Origin of the sequence: Vibrio sp. YT-18 (assembly GCF_033337345.1) — a bacterium.
Taxonomy (GTDB): domain Bacteria; phylum Pseudomonadota; class Gammaproteobacteria; order Enterobacterales; family Vibrionaceae; genus Vibrio; species Vibrio alginolyticus.
Window position 1 is genome coordinate 418,723 of record NZ_JAWOQO010000003.1, and the last position, 18,802, is coordinate 437,524.

12 protein-coding genes and 1 pseudogene are annotated in these 18,802 nt (G+C 45.4%); 10 read left to right on the top strand and 3 right to left on the bottom strand.

Annotated elements, in window-relative coordinates; genetic code table 11:
• Positions 1-92 precede the first annotated feature (92 nt).
• Genes R7M72_RS06620 through R7M72_RS06640 form a run of 5 tightly spaced genes read left to right on the top strand, consistent with a single transcriptional unit; the run spans position 93 to position 8,548 of the window.
• Positions 93-2,090: a prolyl oligopeptidase family serine peptidase gene (locus tag R7M72_RS06620; protein ID WP_318056111.1), complete on the top strand. Its 1,998-nt coding sequence runs from the start codon at positions 93-95 to the stop codon at positions 2,088-2,090.
• On the top strand, positions 2,091-4,232 hold the full coding sequence (locus R7M72_RS06625) for a TonB-dependent hemoglobin/transferrin/lactoferrin family receptor (RefSeq protein ID WP_033906727.1): 2,142 nt from the start codon (positions 2,091-2,093) through the stop codon (positions 4,230-4,232).
• Between the two features lie 9 nt (positions 4,233-4,241).
• Positions 4,242-6,494: a proprotein convertase P-domain-containing protein gene (locus R7M72_RS06630; RefSeq protein WP_033906728.1), complete on the top strand. Its 2,253-nt coding sequence runs from the start codon at positions 4,242-4,244 to the stop codon at positions 6,492-6,494.
• Between the two features lie 25 nt (positions 6,495-6,519).
• Complete coding sequence (locus R7M72_RS06635; protein ID WP_047104502.1) at positions 6,520-7,971, top strand: DUF1566 domain-containing protein; 1,452 nt, start codon at positions 6,520-6,522, stop codon at positions 7,969-7,971.
• 1 nt (position 7,972) lies between these two features.
• Entirely contained in the window at positions 7,973-8,548 is a 576-nt protein-coding gene (locus R7M72_RS06640; protein ID WP_017635423.1) for a DUF1566 domain-containing protein, read from the top strand.
• A 108-nt stretch (positions 8,549-8,656) separates the two neighbouring features.
• Here the strand turns inward: R7M72_RS06640 and R7M72_RS06645 are convergent, their stop codons facing one another.
• The gene (locus R7M72_RS06645) at positions 8,657-10,300 is read right to left on the bottom strand and encodes a methyl-accepting chemotaxis protein (RefSeq protein ID WP_017635422.1); all 1,644 of its coding nucleotides are present in this window, start codon (positions 10,298-10,300) and stop codon (positions 8,657-8,659) included.
• 330 nt (positions 10,301-10,630) lie between these two features.
• Here R7M72_RS06645 and R7M72_RS06650 point away from each other — a divergent pair, with 330 nt between their 5' ends.
• From R7M72_RS06650 to R7M72_RS06670, 5 genes are all read left to right on the top strand, one after another.
• Positions 10,631-11,452 (top strand): phosphate ABC transporter substrate-binding protein, encoded by an 822-nt coding sequence (locus R7M72_RS06650; RefSeq protein WP_005375153.1) that lies wholly within the window; start codon positions 10,631-10,633, stop codon positions 11,450-11,452.
• A 100-nt stretch (positions 11,453-11,552) separates the two neighbouring features.
• Positions 11,553-12,485: a phosphate ABC transporter permease subunit PstC gene (gene pstC / locus R7M72_RS06655; RefSeq protein WP_005375154.1), complete on the top strand. Its 933-nt coding sequence runs from the start codon at positions 11,553-11,555 to the stop codon at positions 12,483-12,485.
• Positions 12,486-12,507: 22 nt separating this feature from the next.
• Entirely contained in the window at positions 12,508-13,371 is an 864-nt protein-coding gene (pstA, locus tag R7M72_RS06660) for a phosphate ABC transporter permease PstA (RefSeq protein WP_005383923.1), read from the top strand.
• 60 nt (positions 13,372-13,431) lie between these two features.
• A complete protein-coding gene (pstB, locus tag R7M72_RS06665; protein WP_005375156.1) occupies positions 13,432-14,181 on the top strand; it encodes a phosphate ABC transporter ATP-binding protein PstB in 750 nt (249 codons plus the stop codon).
• A gap of 327 nt (positions 14,182-14,508) precedes the next feature.
• On the top strand, positions 14,509-16,632 hold the full coding sequence (locus tag R7M72_RS06670) for a GGDEF domain-containing protein (protein WP_025768552.1): 2,124 nt from the start codon (positions 14,509-14,511) through the stop codon (positions 16,630-16,632).
• Positions 16,633-16,761: 129 nt separating this feature from the next.
• Here R7M72_RS06670 and R7M72_RS06675 read toward each other — a convergent pair whose 3' ends face one another.
• Both R7M72_RS06675 and R7M72_RS06680 read right to left on the bottom strand, forming a co-directional pair.
• Entirely contained in the window at positions 16,762-18,408 is a 1,647-nt protein-coding gene (locus R7M72_RS06675) for a BatD family protein (protein WP_191116094.1), read from the bottom strand.
• A gap of 4 nt (positions 18,409-18,412) precedes the next feature.
• Positions 18,413-18,802, bottom strand: a pseudogene (locus R7M72_RS06680) (hypothetical protein); the annotation flags it as partial.

Consider the following 18,802-nt stretch of genomic DNA (forward strand, 5'->3'; position numbering starts at 1 on the left):
ACATGATTATGAAAATGATAATTGATCTCATTTTTATTTAAGGGCAGAATACGCGCCATTGTATTAATCCTATAAATGAATTCGCTCTCTATATGAAATTTACTCATGTTTTTTTAGGGCTCATAATTACCTCTAGTTCTGGCTTTGCTGCTGATGATTTCAACTGGCTTCGAGATGATGCTCGTAAAGATGAGCGAGTTCTTACCTACCTAACAGAACAAAACCACAAAACTGAACAGCACCAAAAAAGTTATCAGACGTTGACAAAAAACCTACTAACGCAGTGGGATACCATTGTGGCAGACAAAGGTGATAAGCCATGGTCGATCGTGAGTGGAAGAGAGTGGACGCTAATGCGTCGCGATGGTCGTTACTTACTATTATCCCGTGCGAGTCAACATGCACCAGAAAACGTGGTGTTCGATTTCGATGAACGACAATCTGCGCATCAGTACTACCAACTTGGTCAATGGCAAGTGAATGGTGACACGCTCCTTTTCACGGAAGATATCGACGGTAGCGAACAATATCGTGCTGTGGTTGTTGATTTACTCTCCGGCCAATCTACGGAACTGGCGACGCACGTCGATAGTGGCGTATTGTTGTCACCTAACGGGAAAGTGGCATTCCTCGTTGCAAAAGAAAAGCGCACTCAGCGACCTCATCAGATCTTACGTATCTCCACTGAATCTTTGGCAAAAACAGTCCTATGGAATGAACCCAAGTCAGATTGGTTACTTTCTTTCTATCGTGCGGCAGATAGCCGTTATGCTGTGCTGCAAAGCAACAACGAGTCAACAACAGAGCAGAAGCTTGTCGATCTAGAAACGGGCACTGTCTCAGATTCATTGCGAAAGCCTGAAGTGGGTGTGGAATATTACGCGGATGTGGCGAAAGGTTACATTTATCTGAAAAGCAACTTTGAAGGAAAGTTCGCCCTTTACCAAGCCGAACTCGCACCGCTTGGCGCAACATGGCAACGCTTCACCAATCCTCGTGAGCCGCTTGAACAGTTCTACCTTTATGATGCAGGAGTTGTGGCACTTAGCAAGCCAAACAATGTGTCGACTTTGACGGTGTATTCTTACCAAGGTCAGGAAAAAGTGATACTGCCATTGGAACACGATGGTAATGTCGCTTGGCTAAGCACGTTGGGCGATTTTGAATCAAACAAAATTCGTATCCGAAGCATGTCGATGACTACGCCTCCTCAGTGGGAAGAGTTCGATGTAAAAACGCTGAATAAATCCTTGTACTCTCAAGATGCTTACCAAGACTTTGATAGTCAGCGTTATGTAACCCAACGTATTTTTATTAAGCACGACGGCGTTTCTGTCCCGGTCTCTTTGGCGTATCGCAAAGACAAATTGCACCCACAATCTCCTGTGTTGATTTACGGTTACGGCGCGTATGGTTTTACGATGAAACCGTACTTTATGCCTCAGGTTATCAGTTTACTCGACCAAGGTGTGATTTACGCTATCGCCCATGTCCGTGGCGGTGGGTACTTTGGCGATGAATGGCACGAGCAAGGCCGTGGTGTGCGAAAAGCCAATTCTATTGGTGATTTTGTCGCGGCCGCGAAGGCGCTGCAAACATTCGAACGTGGCAATAGAGAGGTTTTCGCCATCGGTTCTAGTGCTGGTGGTACGTTGGTGGCCGGAGCGGTTAATCAAGATCCTAAATTGTTTTCAGGTGTCGTACTTAAAGTGCCTTTTGTTGATGTGGTTGCAAGTATGTCGGATACCTCACTTCCGCTTACCACACAGCAGTATGGCGAATGGGGTAACCCAACCAAACCTGAACAATTGGCGTTAATGAAGGCGTACGATCCGATTCTCAATATCCATAAAAACGCTTACCCACCCATGTTGGTTCAAGTCGGTTTAATCGATCAGCGCGTGCCATATTGGGAAGGCGCAAAGTATCTCGCTAAAGTTTCAGCGTTAAGTGAGCGCAACGGGCCGTACTTGTTGCAAACTAATTTTAATTCGGGCCACCAAATGGACCCGCGACAAGCGCAAGAACAACAAGCAAAAGAATACGCATTTCTACTATCACTCATTAAAACATCTAAAGCGGAGCAGTAAATGAAGCTTACCCCAGTGTCAGCGGCAGTACTTTTGGTACTTGCTGCCAGTCAAGTGCACGCCGAATCTAAGGTTTTCTCAATGGAAGAGGTGGTGGTAACCGCCAATAAAATCGATCAGCCATTGTCAAAAGTGGCAGGTAGTGTCGCGGTTATCACAAACGAGCAAATCGAAGAAAGAGGCGAGACCGAGCTATATGACGTGCTGCGTAACGAACCTGGTGTAAGCGTGACGGGCGGTGCAGGACGTCCGCAAAACATTACCATCCGTGGTATGACGGGTAACCGCATTATGATCGTTCGTGATGGCATTCGTTCTGCGGATGGCTTCGGTGCGAATGACATTAATGATGCAGTTGGGCGAGATACTTTTGATTTATCCAATTTTGAATCGCTGCAAATCATTAAAGGGGCAAGTTCTTCGGTGCATGGCTCTGGCGCGATCGGCGGTGTGGTGATTTTAGAATCCAGTCAGCCGGGTGATTTCTTAAAAGACAAAGACTTCTACACCGATGTTTCCGGTACTTACACCGATATCAGCAACAAGTACAAAGGCACGAGTAATCTAGCTTTCCGTTCCGGTGACACAGAGAGTTTGTTTAACGTTTCATACTGGCAAGGACAAGAGACACGTAACTTTGATGAAGATTTGTATAACCGCGATCTCGATGGTTACAGCGGTGCTTATACGATCAACCACTTTTTCAATGAAGAGGTGATGTTGAAAGCCAAAGCGGAACTCTACACCCAGAACCAAGAGCGTTTGGAGGGTTCACCGTCCATTCAACCTGATGGAATTTGGCATATTGAAGACTTTGCTGAGGATGAAACCACAGAAGAGTACAGCGCTTATATTGGTGCAGAGGTGACTCCGATTAATCCAACTTGGTTCGAAGAGTTGGATACCAAAGTTTACTGGCGTCACACCGAAGTGGTGGAAGACACCAACCGTTTAATGCGCCAAGTGGATCACAATGGTTTGATCACCAAGCGTCGCGAGCTGGAACACAAAACCTTCATTGACGAAACAATTGGCTTCCGTGGCGATTTCACCAATACGATTTATGCAGCAAATGCTGAGCACCAATTGGCTTACGGTGTTGAGCTTTCTACAGACTATTACGAACGCACAGATAGCGACTCCAAGATTGATTGGAACGGAGTAACACCTTCGACCAAACAACCTTTCGCTCCTGCTCGTGCTTATAACATTGGTTTGTACGTTCGAGACATGGTGGAACTGGATAAATGGACCATCACAGGTGGCCTACGCTTTGATGCGCACCGTCTCACGCCAGACGGTGCGGGTGAAGTGGGCGGCTTCCCATTAAAAGACATGGATAGCTCAGAGGTATCTCCAAGCCTGTCGGTTTCTCGTGAAATGTTTGCCAACAACATTGCTTATGTATCTTATAACCATGGTTACCGTGCTCCGGAATACGATAAAGCGTATGGCTTCGTAAGCCACGACTTTGTGCCGCTCACGCCGTTTGTCATTGCACCAAACATGGATCTAGAAGCTGAAACTTCCGACTCATTTGAAATCGGTAACAAGTTCGATAACGGTCGTGCGTATGTCTATGCGTCTGTGTTCTACAACAAGTTTGAAAACTTCATCGATGTTGTGACCACAGGCTTTGATTCAAGCACTGGTAATTACATCAAACAGTACCAAAACCTTGATGGCGTAGAGACTTATGGCGCAGAGCTTTCTGCGGGTTACGCGCTCACCAAACAATGGGATATCAGCACTAAGTTTGGCTACGTAGATGGCAAAGACGCGGAAGGCGAATACGTTCGAAGCATTACGCCATTCGAAGGTAACGCTCAACTGAAATACGCCAACCAAGACTTCAACGCTTACGTGGCTTGGAACTGGGCCGCTGCCATGGATCGCGTTCCTAAATGCCAGACCACGCTTGGTCTAGCGACAGAGTGTGCTCAGACAAGCGCGTGGAATACGTTTGATCTTGGCGCAACTTACTACGTTTCCAAAGACCTTCGTGTTAGCGCAAACATCGTCAACTTGTTCGACAAAGAGTACATCCGATACCAGGACGTAGCGGGTATCGCTGAGGAAAGTAAGCGTTACTCAACTGAGCCTGGGCGCTACTTCACGCTAAATGCAAAATACGAATTCTAGGACGAAATCATGAAGCTAAAACCATTGGCGTTTTCACTACTTATTGCTTGTACCCCTGCGGCGCAGGCTGCAGAGTGGGATTATCCCGCAACGGACTCTGTGGTAACGAATGAAGCGCAAGCGAAAACTTATCTAGACAGCCACTACTCAGAAACGGGCGAGTTTAAGTTCCGTTACAAAACCCAGTCTCAGCTTGGTGAGCATTACAATTTTGATGTTTGGGTAAACGGTGAATATCAAGCACAGCGTGCCCTAGTAGTAACAACCGATAAAAATCATCACGTTGTGCGAGTGTTTAAGAGCCTTGAAGATACGATCATTCGCAACGGTAAACCAACGGTTGCAATGGAATTGGAATCGCCTCGCCAACTGCAAGCACAAGAGCCACCTGCTCTGAGCTCTGGAAGTCTGGTTGATGTTGAGGTTTCTTTATTCAACCCAGATCTTCGCACCATGCAACAGCAAGCGGCACCAGAATCGACGTGGTCAGCACTGTCCGATTACCCTCAGCCGATCGAGTACGTCACCAAGTCGATTGAGGTTTTAAAGTCGGGAGGTAAGTTCTATCTCTCTAACCCAAGATTAAAGCAAGTGGATGCGACGGGTTTATTTGCAGCCCCAGCACCTGGTGAAGCACCTGTGCTTGATACGTTGGACTTTCTCAGCGCAGAAGGAGTTCAAGCGTTTGACAGTGTTGATGAGATGCAAAGCACCGAGTTTGGTGACAATGCGTTCCCACAGTTGATGGCTTTTTATCATCTTGATAGCTCGATCCAATATCTGACAAGCCTGACTTACGACTTGTTTGACGAACCGCTTCGTTTTGACGCTCGCGGTTTATCAAAAGATAACTCTACTTACTATTACGGTCCGAAAGCACTCATGCTAGGTGTCGGTGGTGTTTCTCCGGATGCAGTTGATGCTGATGTGGTGATACACGAGCTTGGGCATGGCATTCATTACCAAATCGTACCGGATTGGGCGTACGGTCACACTGGTGCTATCGCAGAGGGTTTTGCTGATTACTGGGCGGGCAGCGCGAGCTACCGCATTCAATATTTGGATGCTTCGCGTCGTGGTCAAGAGTTCGAGCTAGATACGGTGTTCAACTGGGACGGTGTGTTCGGAACACGCAAAACAACTCGTAGCTTATGGAACCAAAGAGCACGTTACTTCGAAAGCTCAGAGTATCCAGCGCACGTCAGTGTGGGCGGTGAACTAGGTGACGAGCTATGGTCAACGCCGCTGTTTCAAGCGCTTAAAGCATCGGTTGAACGATACGGTGATGATACCGATAGGGTGTTCCGCGAGTTTGACGCCATTGTTCTTGAAGGCATGTACGGCATTGGTCGTGGCGTGAAAATGCATGATCTGGCGGAGTCGACCGTGTTTGCCGCAAACATCTTGTTCCCAAATAAAGACTACGCCCAATTCCTGACGGACAGCTTCAACAGACACAACTTACTTAAAGCGCCTCTTCGTGTTCGCTATGACGCTCGATACATCGCACAAGGTCAAGACGTTGGTTTGAGCCTGAGCCAAACTGGCCGTGAAGCGAGCATCAAAGGGCAATGGCAGCTAAACAACGCATCTGTTTTCGATTTTGATGAAACGCTTTCTGACTCGACCTCAATGAAGGTGGCGTTACCAAGCGGTCTAACATGTGGCACGCAATTCGATTCCTCTATTTCATTGGATTATCAATTTTCTGAAGGCCTAAAGACTCACCAGTGGAGTGAAAAGGTGGTGCTGGTTAATGGTACGCCAGAGCTCGATATCCAGCCTCAACCAGTGAACTCCGCTTTGCCGGAACAGGGCGACAGACTGTTCTCTCAGACGCTATCGGACAAGTCACGCACGATTGATGATTCGTTTGCGGTTTACCTGAACATCGAACATGACTCACTGCAAGATCTGCAAGTGACGCTAGTGTCTCCACAAGGCAAATCGGTCGTGCTACTTAGCCATCAATCAAGCAATACCAAAGGATTTAAAGGTTACTTCACCGCTCAGTATGACGAGGAGTTACAAGCACTTGTCGGTCAACCGAGTTGGGGTACTTGGCGTCTCGAAGTGTCTGACCGCGTGTCAGGGAACTCTGGGGTGTTGAAAGAGTGGGGTGTGAGTCACTTTGCTCAGTATCAGTGTAGTGCTGATACCACTAAAGAAAGCAGTGGCGGTGGTTCAGGTGGCAGTGGTTCGCCTTGGACCTTGTTAGGACTTTTCCTGCTTTCAATGGTGAGAGTGATTCGCTCTCGTTAATTAAAATCAAAAGAAGATAAAATCTATGAAGTTTCAATATTCTTTCGTTGCTATGTCACTAGCCCTTGCTGGCTGTGGCGGAGGTTCTGGTGGTGACACGTCGGCACCGACCTATGATGTAGCTGGCACCATCGTTTCTGCAGGTACACTTCTTGATACGCCAGTATGTATCGATTTAAACCAAAACTACGTTTGTGATTCCACTGAACCGAGTGCTAAAACGGATAATGCCGGTAAATTTAGCCTGACTTCAAGCGACAAAAACGTACTAACCAGCACCATTCTTGCTCAAGTTGATCAAGGTTCAAACCAAACGTTGCGTCTTGCGGCTCCGGGTCAAAATTTAGCAACGGGTAACACGGTCAATGGTGTAACAACGTTGCTCGCGGGTCTTGTAATTGACGGTAAAACCGTTGCTCAAGCTGAAGAGATTGTGAAAGCGCAACTCGCCGATGCCGGCGTTTCTCTTTCTGGTACGGTGATGTCTAACGCAGAAGCTAGCGAGCTAGACAAGCTAGAGCAAAACACGGTTGTGCTATTAGCTGCGATGCAGCCACAACAAATGACCCAAGGCGTAGCGCTGCTTGCTCAAAGCCTTAGCTTCCAGGGTAAATCATTGGCCTCTGATCTTCTGTCTGAAGCGGAAGTAAGTGCATTTGCTGAAGAAATTGTAGCGGTTGCTGAACAAACGGTTGGTAGTAACGATACGGGCGCCGTTCTTTATTTTGCTGAAGGAGCAGCAGACGTAGCAGAGGTTCAAGCGTCTTACCCTGGTCAAGATGCGGAATACGGCTTCGACAAAGAGGACAAGCAAACGTCGACAGGCGCTGGCTTTAAGTTCGTTAAGCTAGATTCACAAGGTGCAGCTTTAGCTGCAGATGCGACTGAGTGGGCTTGTACTATGGACGAACGTACTGGTCTTGTTTGGGAAAATAAGAGTGCGGATGCGAGCTCGGTTCAATTTAAAGATCGCCTGTTTGCGTTTGAGTCTGAAGCATTTAAGCCATTTAGCAAAGATGTAGAGCTTGCAGGTTGTAAAGACGCTGGTGATGAAGTTTGTACCACTAGCCAATATGTTGAGTACATAAACAAACAATCGTTATGTGGAATCACTGGTTGGCGCTTGCCTACTTACCGTGAGACTTATGACTTACTAGACTTTGGTGAACAAACACTGTTTGCTCCGAACGATGAATATGCAAAATACAACGTCTATGGTTTTAATGTTAAATACTTTCCACAGCAAACCATAGGTAGCCCTTATTTAGGATATGGTGCGTTTTGGCATAGCGACTTTAAGTTTACGAATGCATCATCACAACTTATTGATGGCGAGATTTATTTCCCTGCGATTGTCTCCCGGGGCAAAGATAGAGGCACTATTTCATACGTCGAGATTCGATCAAGCAACACAAGTGCGGGTGCCGATGATTCTTACCAATTCCCAATCCGTCTAGTCGCAGTTAAGGGGCAATAAGATGAAGAAATTAATAACTGTACTATCTCTTACTTTGGCTTCTCAAACTGCAATAGCTGCACAAGAGTGTTCTACTGACTTTGCTAAAACGGCACCTAACACGCGTTATACATATTCTGAGAGCGGTACCGTAACTGACCTGAAAACAGGTCTAACATGGATGCGCTGTCCAGTTGGTATGACATGGAATGTAGGAAACCAAGAATGCCAGGGGACGCGATCTACAATGTCATGGCAACTCGCTCTCTCCACAGCCAAACAAATTCGTAATAAGGACGGCAACCATCCTCTTCACAATTTTGCTGACAAAAAAAATTGGCGACTAGCAAATATCAAAGAGCTAGTATCTCTAACTGAGCGAGCTTGCCACAGCCCAGCCATAAATAGTACAGGGTTTGCTAGCGGCTATAGTCTGACAGATGGAGATGATGTTCTAGGGCGTTATGTCTGGAGCAACACACCTAATGGCGACGGTAAGCATGTTGCAACTTTTGATACGACTAATGGTGAGGTTTTCAATAGAGATCCGTTAAACTCAAGTTTCAAAAGTTCTCTCTTGTTAGTGACAGATGAATAATAATTATTACGTTAATAAGGGTTGATAGCTTTGCCTTTAAAATAAGCTCCGCCAGTGCGGAGCTTTTTCTTTTCTAACCTTTGGAACTTATCGTGTTGAGCAGAGAATTTAAACTTGGAACTGCTTAAGCTGATGTTTTTGGTTTTCTGCTAAACCAGACAACTCTTGCGCTGCCGCGGCTGATTGAGTGATACCAGTGACGTTCTGGCTCACTAGTTCATAGATGTTCGTTAAGTTGTTGTTGATATCAGCCGTGACCTGCTTCTGCTCTTCTGATGCGGTCGCAACTTGAGTGTTGATTGAGTTCAGATCGGCGATAGCATTACTGATATTAGCAAGTGATTGGCTAACTTCTTGTGTCAGAGCTTGGTTGTCTGACAACATCGCTAAGCTGAAATGCATACTTTCATTTGCGTGACCAGATTGTTGCTGTAGCTCTTCTATAATGGTTTGGATCTCTTTGGTGGACTCCTGAGTTCGCGCTGCCAGCATACGTACTTCATCGGCCACTACCGCAAAGCCTCTGCCACTTTCGCCCGCTCGTGCAGCTTCAATCGCTGCATTCAGTGCAAGTAGATTCGTTTGCTCAGAAATACCTTCAATCACTTCGATCACGCGACCAATGTGTTCTGATTGATCTTTTAGCGAAGTTACGACGGCAGCGGCTTCGTTAAGTTGTTCCGCCATCTTTTCACTTGCGCGAGTGCTTTCCCCAAACATGCTTATACTTTGTGAGGTTAACGTACGTGCTTGATTTGATGCACTATCGGCTTCTTGTGCATTGGTCGATACTTCAGCTGCGGTCGACTCTAGCTGATTGATCGCCGAGGCTACTTGCTCAACTTCTTGCTTTTCTTGATCCGAGTTGACGCTGCTTTGAGTCATAACAGTTGCTAACTCGGTTGATGCTGATGCCACATCTTCACTAATGCGAACCAATGCGCTTACAGTTTCACGCAGTTTTTCTATGGTCTGGTTTACATCTCGAGCCAGCTGAGACACTTCGTTTTTCCCGATGGCTTCGGCCTTAACTAGTAGGTTTCCCTTCGCGACTTCCTGCATCGTTACTTGAAGGTTACGAATCGGCGCAACGATGTAGCTGGCGAGTACCCAACTAATAAGTGAAGCGGCACTCAAGATCACCGCAAGCGAGACGGCGCTGTAAGTTAGCGTGGTTGAATGTTGTTCGCCATTCGTTTCGACTTCATCGGTGACGATTTGATTCAATTGTTTAGATAGTTTGTCGATGGCGTTGATCATCGCTTCGCCAGCTAATCGATACTCAGCCATTGTAGATTCGTACTTTTGATTGAAATCAGAGGTGGTGTAATCAGAAGAGTGTTTAGTGGTGAGCAGAGGTGTCATGGTAACGCGAGTGAAATCAACATAGTGATTCATGGCCTTACGCATAGCATTGACTTCATTTTGAACGCCAGGGAGATTGTCGATGGAGTTAAGAAAATCGCGGTTTTTGTTTTGTCGCTCAGAAAGCTCTTGGTTGAGAGACTGAACATCTTCGGCTCTAAATAGACTATAAATGGCTTTGATGCGCATGGCGTAAGTGTTGTCTACGATGCCGCTAAGTTCCTCTTTGTGAATGATTAGCTTATGGGTGGAAGCCGAAACCTTATTGAATGCTTGATCGAGTTTACCGATTCCGACACTCAGTCCAATGATGAGTAATATAACTGTGAATAGAACAGGCAGAAAAACCTGAAGTTTAATAGAAAGCGTACTAAGAAATTGACGCATGAGATTGACCCTCTATCGGTTTGATTATTATCTTTTTTATAAATAAGCATTTCGATTTTAATTGTTACATTCGCCAAATCAATGAGTTACTCATATCTAATTGTTATGAAATGTACCAAAATCGATGAGGTTATCATCTTGAACATGAGGCAACTTATAAAAACGTTACGTTCAAATTGAGAGAGGGATAAGTCGCGGAATTAATAGTTAGAAATGACAACGTGTCATAGAGGGTTCAACTAAGTGAAACACAACTGTCATATTCAAATTCTAAAGTGAGCACCGTTCAAGTGAAACACAACGGCAATAAAGCCACTTAAGGAAATTGTGATGAAAAAGACAGTAATCGGTGCAATCGCACTTCTAGGCGCAATGGCAGTGACTCCTGTTTCTGCTAAAGAAACTATCTCTGCAGTGGGTTCTAGCAGCGTAACTCCACTGATGGAAGTTTTCTCTGAAACGTACATGAAGAAGAACCCTAACGTATTTATCGAAGTTCAAGGTCCTGGTTCTTCAGCTGGTGTAAAAGCAGCGAAAAATGGTTCAGCAGACCTTGGTATGTCTTCTCGTAATCTAAAAGACTCTGAAAAAGAATCAACACTAATCGAAGAAGTGGTTGCTCGTGATGGTATCGCAGTGGTTGTTAACCCACAAAACAAACTGCCAGGTCTAACAGCCGAGCAAGTGACTGCAATCTACAAAGGCGAAGTATCAAACTGGAAAGAAGTCGGTGGTGCAGACAAGCCAATCGTAGCCATTACTCGTGACACGGCTTCTGGTACTCGTGGCGCATTTGAAGACATCATGTCTCTAAAAATGAAGATTTCTGGTAAGAAAGTATCAGCTATCTCTCAACGTGCTCAAGTTGCAAACGGTAACGGCGCACTGAAAACAATGGTTGCATCTAACCCATACGCAATCGGCTACATTTCTCTTGGTACTGTAGACAACACTGTTAATGCGCTAGCAATCGACGGCGTTGATGCAACGGTAGCTAACGTTAAAAACGGTTCTTACAAAGTAGCGCGTCCATTCCTTGTTCTTTACAAAGAAGGCAAGCCATCAACAGAAACGCAAAAATTCCTAGACTGGATGCTAACTGACGAAGCGCAAGCGCTAGTTGACCAAAAAGGTTACATCTCAGTTAACTAATCCCATCGGGACTCTAAAGTTTGCTCAGCCCAACGTTTAGGGCTGAGCCTTTTCTATCCATTGTGTTCAACGGCATTGCCCAGAACCGTGAGATTTTTAAATGACCATCGCAACAAATAGTGAAAAGCTTATGAATACTGACGCTAGAGCTATCAGCAAGTCAGGCCTACGCGAGAAGCGTCGTGTAGACTGGAAAGAGCGCATCTTCCACGGCTTGTTCCTAACGAGTGCCGTAATCGGCATTGTTTCATTAGCCGTTATTGCATACTTCATCGTTCGAGAGAGTATTCCGGCATTCCAAGAAGCAGGCGTATCGGGCATTGTCTTAGGACAAAACTGGTTACCACCTGCGCTTTACGGTGTCGCCACCATGATTGTGGCATCTATCGTATCGACGGCTGGTGCTGTCATTGTTGGGGTTCCAATTGGTGTTCTGACCGCCATTTTTATCGCTGAAATCGCACCAAAGCGATTAGCAGACATCATCCGTCCAGCGGTTGAGCTGCTAGCCGGTATTCCTTCAGTGGTCTACGGTTTCTTCGGTCTGGTTATTATCGTTCCATTGATTCAGAAGGTATTTGATGTACCTGCAGGTAACACTATCTTGGCCGGTATTATTGTTCTTGGTGTGATGATTCTACCAACAGTAATTACGGTATCTGAAACGTCTATCCGCGCTGTCCCTCGTACTTATAAAGAAGGTTCTTTGGCACTGGGCGCATCAAAAATCTACACCATCTTTAAATTGCTCGTTCCAGCGGCTCGCTCAGGCATCATGACAGGTGTGATTCTGGGTATCGGTCGTGCATTAGGTGAGACCATGGCGATCATTATGGTTATGGGTAACGCGCCGGCAATGCCAGAAGGCATCTTGGATTCGGCTCGTACACTAACTGCAAACATCGCTATTGAAATGTCTTACGCAAGTGGTGTTCACGCGAACGCACTTTACGCTACAGGTGTAGTACTTCTGGTCTTCATCATGTCGTTGAACGCTGTACTACTGTACCTAAACCGAGAAAAAGCGAAGTAATCGCTCGTTAAAGGTGACTATTATGGATCGCGCAAAACTGAAAAAAGCACGCCAGTTCAAAGATAATGTCTTTAACGCATTTGTCTGGATCTCGGCAGCACTAACGGTAGGTTTTTTGTTCTGGATTATCTGGTACATCCTATCAAACGGTCTACAACACGTAGATTGGAACTTCATTACTGATAACTATACGCGCACAGGTGAAGAGCACGGTATCTTCCCAATGATTGTGGCGACCATTTACATGGTTATCGCTTCTATCGCAGTGGCAGCGCCACTCGGTATCATGACGGCAATCTACTTGACCGAATACGCGAAAGTGGGCAGTCGTTTGGTGAAAATCATCCGATTCTGTACCGAGTCATTGGCGGGTATCCCGTCGATCATTTTCGGCCTGTTTGGTATGACTTTCTTCGTGGCGATTCTTGGCCTTGGCTTCTCGATTCTGTCGGGTGCATTGACGCTAAGTATCCTAATCCTGCCAGTTATCATCCGTACAACGGAAGAAGCGTTGATGGCAGTTCCACAAACGTACCGTGAAGGCTCTTATGGCCTCGGTGCTTCTAAGATTTACACTATCTGGCGTTTGATTCTTCCAAGCGCAATGCCAGGTATCTTAACCTCGGTCATTCTAAGTATTGGTCGTGTCATTGGTGAGTCTGCTCCAGTATTCCTGACAGCAGGTATGGTTGCACGTATTCCGGATTCTTTATTAGATTCAGGTCGTACGCTAACCGTTCACCTATACAAACTGACTACCGAACTGTTTACCGTTGAAGAATGGAATCAGGCTTACGGTACGGCAACAGTGCTTATCGTAGTTGTTCTCTTGATCAACATGGTAACGAAACTGATTGCTAGACGTTTTAACACCGCAACTTACTAACAACACTAATTAAGAACGCACGTTAAAAGACACGAATTCAAGAATTAAGAGATTAAGACAATGAACAAATTTGATATTGAAAACCTAGACCTATTCTACGGTGACAACCAAGCACTGAAATCGATCAACTTACCAATTCCAGTTCGCCAAGTAACTGCACTTATCGGCCCGTCAGGTTGCGGAAAATCAACGCTTCTACGCTGTTTGAACCGAATGAATGACCTAATCGAAGGCGTGAAAATTACAGGTAAATTGGCGATGGACGGCGAAGATATTTACGGCAACATTGATGTTGCTGACCTTCGCATCAAAGTCGGCATGGTATTCCAAAAGCCAAACCCATTCCCGATGAGCATTTACGAGAACGTGGCTTACGGCTTACGTGCTCAAGGTATCAAAGACAAAAAGACAATTGATGAAGTGGTAGAGCGTTCGCTGCGCGGTGCTGCACTTTGGGATGAGGTGAAAGATCGCCTTAAATCACACGCATTCGGTCTTTCTGGTGGTCAGCAGCAACGTTTATGTATTGCACGTACAATCGCGATGGAGCCGGATGTGATTCTGATGGATGAGCCAACGTCGGCACTTGACCCAATTGCGACACACAAAATCGAAGAACTGATGGAAGAGCTAAAGAAGAACTACACCATCGTTATCGTGACTCACTCAATGCAACAGGCGCGTCGTATCTCTGACCGCACTGCGTTTTTCCTAATGGGTGAACTGGTTGAGCACAACGATACGCAAGTGATCTTTAGCAACCCTCAAGACGACCGTACTCAAGGCTACGTAAATGGTGATTTCGGTTAATCCACCGTATTTACAAGCATAACTAAATAACTATAAGCGATGGTAACTTTGCCCCTCTTGATGAGGGGCCTTTTTCTTTTTAAGTCGTAGGCTTAAAACATCTACCAACACAAAAATCTTGTAAATAAGTACAACTTTCCTCCCCAGTTTATAAAGCATGTAACTTATGTGAAACATGGCTTTAAAAGTGCTGAAGAGCTCTCGAATGTAACACTAAGTCTGATAATTTTGCGAATGACTTAACAGCTCAAATTTGAACGTATTGATTGCATATCATGGCCTAAGTAGTTTTTTATCGAGGATAAAAAAGTAGATTAGGTTGGTAGGGTGAGTTTAAGAAGTTTTACAAGAAAAGTGTCTTCAACGAGGGACCATCGGTTGCTAGCGGAGGCAATCTTTGATCATTTAGAGAGTCTGTTCTCCCCTCAAGCCCTCGCTATTTTTGAAGATCCTTCAATTAACCCTCGTCATTCGATGAGCTTCTCTCGCGGAGAGCTTTACCCAACCCAAAACTATCCTGAGACATTCTGGGAGTGGGCAAGTCAGTTTGACACCTCTGAAAGCATCATACCTCTGGCGATCAACACTTGTAACTGGAATCACACCCGAGATTTAGGCGGTGATAGTTACATCATGATGCTCGACAACACGCCTATCAAACGTACCTACCTACTGATTCAATCTGTACATGCTCGCACGGCACATAATATCTATGAAGAAAGTTACGACGCAATGCAACTCGCAGCGGCGCGTTGGCAATGTATTCGTGCTGAAAAAAATGCCTCGAAAGAGATCAGGCACAGAGATATTCGTGAAGCGCAATATGTTGATGAGATTAGCCAACGCGAGCGCTTTATCGAAAATATGAAGTTAGTTCAGCAAGTTGCACTCGAAATCTCTAATCCTGATTCTTTAAAGGACTTGTACTACAAAGCCGTCGAAGCGTTACGTGAACGACTTGGGTTTGATCGCTCTACACTGATGCTTCTCGATATGAAAAAGCGCAGCTTCAGTGGTACATACGGCACGGATGAGTCAGGAATTACGATTGATGAATTTCACACACAATACGATTTACACCAACTTAGCGAGGAGTATATCACCGCGTTATCTAGCCTTGAGAGCAACTTAGTGATTGTAGAAGACGCGCCAATATACACAGCAGGCAAGGTCATCGGGCAGGGCTGGAATGCGATGTTGATTTTACGCGATGGCAATGAACCGTTTGGGTGGTTCGCGCTAGATAACTTTATTCATCGTAAGCCGATAACGGCATATCAAAAACAGATGTTGGACTCGTTTGGTTCACTCTTCTCTCAAATTTACATTCGTAAGCGCCAAGAACAAAACGTACGCATGTTGCATTCAAGCATGGTTGAGTTATCACGTTGCACTACTGTCAGTGGAGTATGCAAATCGGCCGTCACTTTCGCCATTAAAAATCTTGGTATTGATCGAATGGCGGTGTTTTTAACTGATGAAAATTGCTCTTACATGCAAGGAACGTGGGGTACCGATATTCAAGGTAATGTGGTGGATGAATCTTACTTCTTTGGCGAAACCCAAGATTTCTCTCTTATAAATCTGGCTCGCTCAATGCCAAACGAAGTCGCATTTGAAGAATCAGTGCCTATTTATCATGACTGTAATATTGTTGGCTTTGGTTGGGCTGCGATGACGGTATTGACTTCAAATAGCAGTGGTCCTATCGCCTTTATCGCTGTTGATAATTTGCTGACACGTGCGCCGTTAACTTCTCAGTTACGTGAAGTGATTCGTATGTTCGCGTCCAGCTTAGCTGAAGTATTGCAACGTACTCAAGCTCAAGAGGCGATTCGCGAATTAAACGAAAACTTAGAGCTGGAGGTTCAGAACCGAACAAAAGAGTTGGAGGAAGCCAATCGACAGCTTGAGGTACTTTCTAAGCTCGATCCTTTGACGCGTCTTGGTAATCGCCGCATGTTAGAACATGTGATGCAAAAATATTGTGCCCTAGAGTGTGAAGACGACATGTCGTTTGGCCTGATCCTGATTGATATTGACCATTTTGGCTTATTCAATAATCACTATGGTCATCTCGAAGGCGATATCGCATTGATGCGAATTGGCTATATCTTGGATCATCATACCAAAGGTGAAGATGAAGTTTTTTGCCGTATCGGAGGTGAGGAGTTTGCATTGCTCATGATTGGTTCTGAGCAAGAGGAGGTTCGACTGAGAGCAGAGTGCATTCGTCAGTGCATCGAGGGCGAGGGGATAAAGCATCGACATAACCCAGAAGGGGAGTTACTCACCGTTTCAGTCGGTTACTCCTGTTACAAAGCGAAAGGCAAAGACTTTAATTTCGACCATTTATATCAGTTGTCGGATAAGGCACTCTATCAAGCGAAGAATCATGGGCGAAATTGTGTAAGGCGATACGAATACGAGCCCCAAGTGTTTGTTGAGTGAGTGATGTTCATAAGAGCAACTTGATAGGGAAGGGGGCGGCGGTTGGTGATCTAGATAAAACCGCTAAAGCAAATTTGGCCGGATAAGAGAATGGGCAGCTCATGAGAGCTGCCATTGTTATCTAGTTATTTATAGCTTTTCGAGCTGGTGGTCGGTTTTTGTTACGTTTGCTTTGCCAAGGTTTTGAATTTTCGCTAGCAGCGAATCAGGGTTCCAAGGTTGTTGGTTAGCACTAAAATACGCTTGATTCATGGCATTAAGCTCTTGCTTAATTGCTTGTACGTCGCCAGGGTTTAGCCTGTCTTGATGAGTGGTTAAATACTCATTTACAGAGCGTTCAATTTTCGCAGCATCGCCCTCTTCGATGACTTTTTTTAGCGCGTCGATGCAAAGTGGTTGTTCAGTATTTGAAACCGTTCCACTCGCTGTTATTGACCGCTTTTTCCATGCCCAAATAGCGATTCCCAATGTCATTATCCAAAGCCCTAAGAAAACAAAGGTTAATGTTCGCCAGAGACTGTTTACATCGCCGCTTGATTCAGGACTAGGGGCTGACACTAAAGGCGCTGAAAGAGGCGATTCCGGCAACGTGATTAGCCCAGTGTCATTTTTCTCTACGTCTAATGTTAGCTCTGGTAACGTTGTTTTCTTCGCTTCATCATTTTGACTGTCCCACCAGTTCAAGTCGTATCCTGGTAAGGTATATTTCCCGGCCTCTGTAGGAATAATGACTTGCTTCACCGTCATGGTAACGGTGCCATCTCTCGCGCTATCGAACTTAGGTTGTTCGGGATACACGCGCAGTGAACTCGGGTAACTAATATTGACTCGTGGCAGATATTCGGCTTGTGTACCGCGAGCCTTAACTTGAATGGTTCGAGTGAGTGAAGAGCCTTGTTTTACTGTGTTGATCGCGTTAGTCGACAGTAGATTACCTTGATCGTCTTGCCAGCTCTGTGTCATTTCTAACGCTGAAGCAGGAAGCCATTCACCTTTAAATTCGCTCGGAATCGGTTTGACCGTGATTGGCATGCGTTCCGCTTTGGTGTTGATAGGCATTATTTTGGTTGAGCCCGTCAAGCTGTCGCCATAAATATAAGAACCGGTCAGTTTAGGACCTATCAAGGTATAAGTGCCTGGTTGATTGGCCGTTAAGCGAAACGACTGCTCTATGATCGCTACTTCTAACCCATTTAAGATCTTCTGTCTTTGTTGTAAGCCACCCAGTGCCTCAAGCTTCATGCCTTTAATCTGCGGAGGTACTATTTGCGGGTTATCTAGGCGTCGAGTGTCCGCTTTAATTAGAAGCTGTATACGTAATGTTGCAGATTGCTGAGGGTAGAGCGTACTGTTGTCGACCGTAATATTGAAGCTAAATAGATCATCAAGATTGGGGTCTGTTTGGCTCGCGTTGACACGCAGTTTGATCGGCTCCGTTCTCATACCATCAGCGGAAAAACTTGGAATAGTCAGAACACCTTCTTTCATTGGTGCAATTGAGATACTCCACTCGGTACGCACTGATTTTCTTCCGTTAATGTTATTGCTAGAGCGGCCATAACGAGGTTGACCCAAGAAGAAGTCTTTCTCTAGAACATTGAAGTCGATTGAGTCTGAGCTGAGCTCAGTATCTGAAATGATTCTGAGGTTAATCACTTCATTCTTGGCTACTTGTGTTTTATTCACACTAGCTTGAAGTGTCTGTGCTATCACCGAGAAACTGGATATTAGGCTGGCCACAAAAATAAAGACCAGTTTTACGCCTTTGTTCATCACAGGCTTACCACTCCTTTTGAGATTGTTGTGGAGGTTGTTTTTGTTGCGCTTGAAGTTGCATTTGCGCACGGATCAAAAAGCTTGGGTCGCGAGCACTTTCTACTGCTTCTAGTCGACGGAACTCAGGATCATCCTGATGCATTTTTTCGGGATGCGCTTTAGCCTGTATTGGTTCACCTTGATCCTTCACTTGCTTGTCATCTCGTTGCGGTTGATGTTGTTCCGTTTTTTGTTTTTCTTTTTTATTTTCAGAATCTTGCTGATTTTGTGACTGTTGTCCTTGCGCTTCCTTCCCTTCGTTTTGAGACTTTTGTTGCTGTTGCTGTTGCTGTTGCTGTTGCTGTTGCTGTTGCTGTTGCTGTTGCTGTTGCTGTTGCTGTTGCTGTTGCTGTTG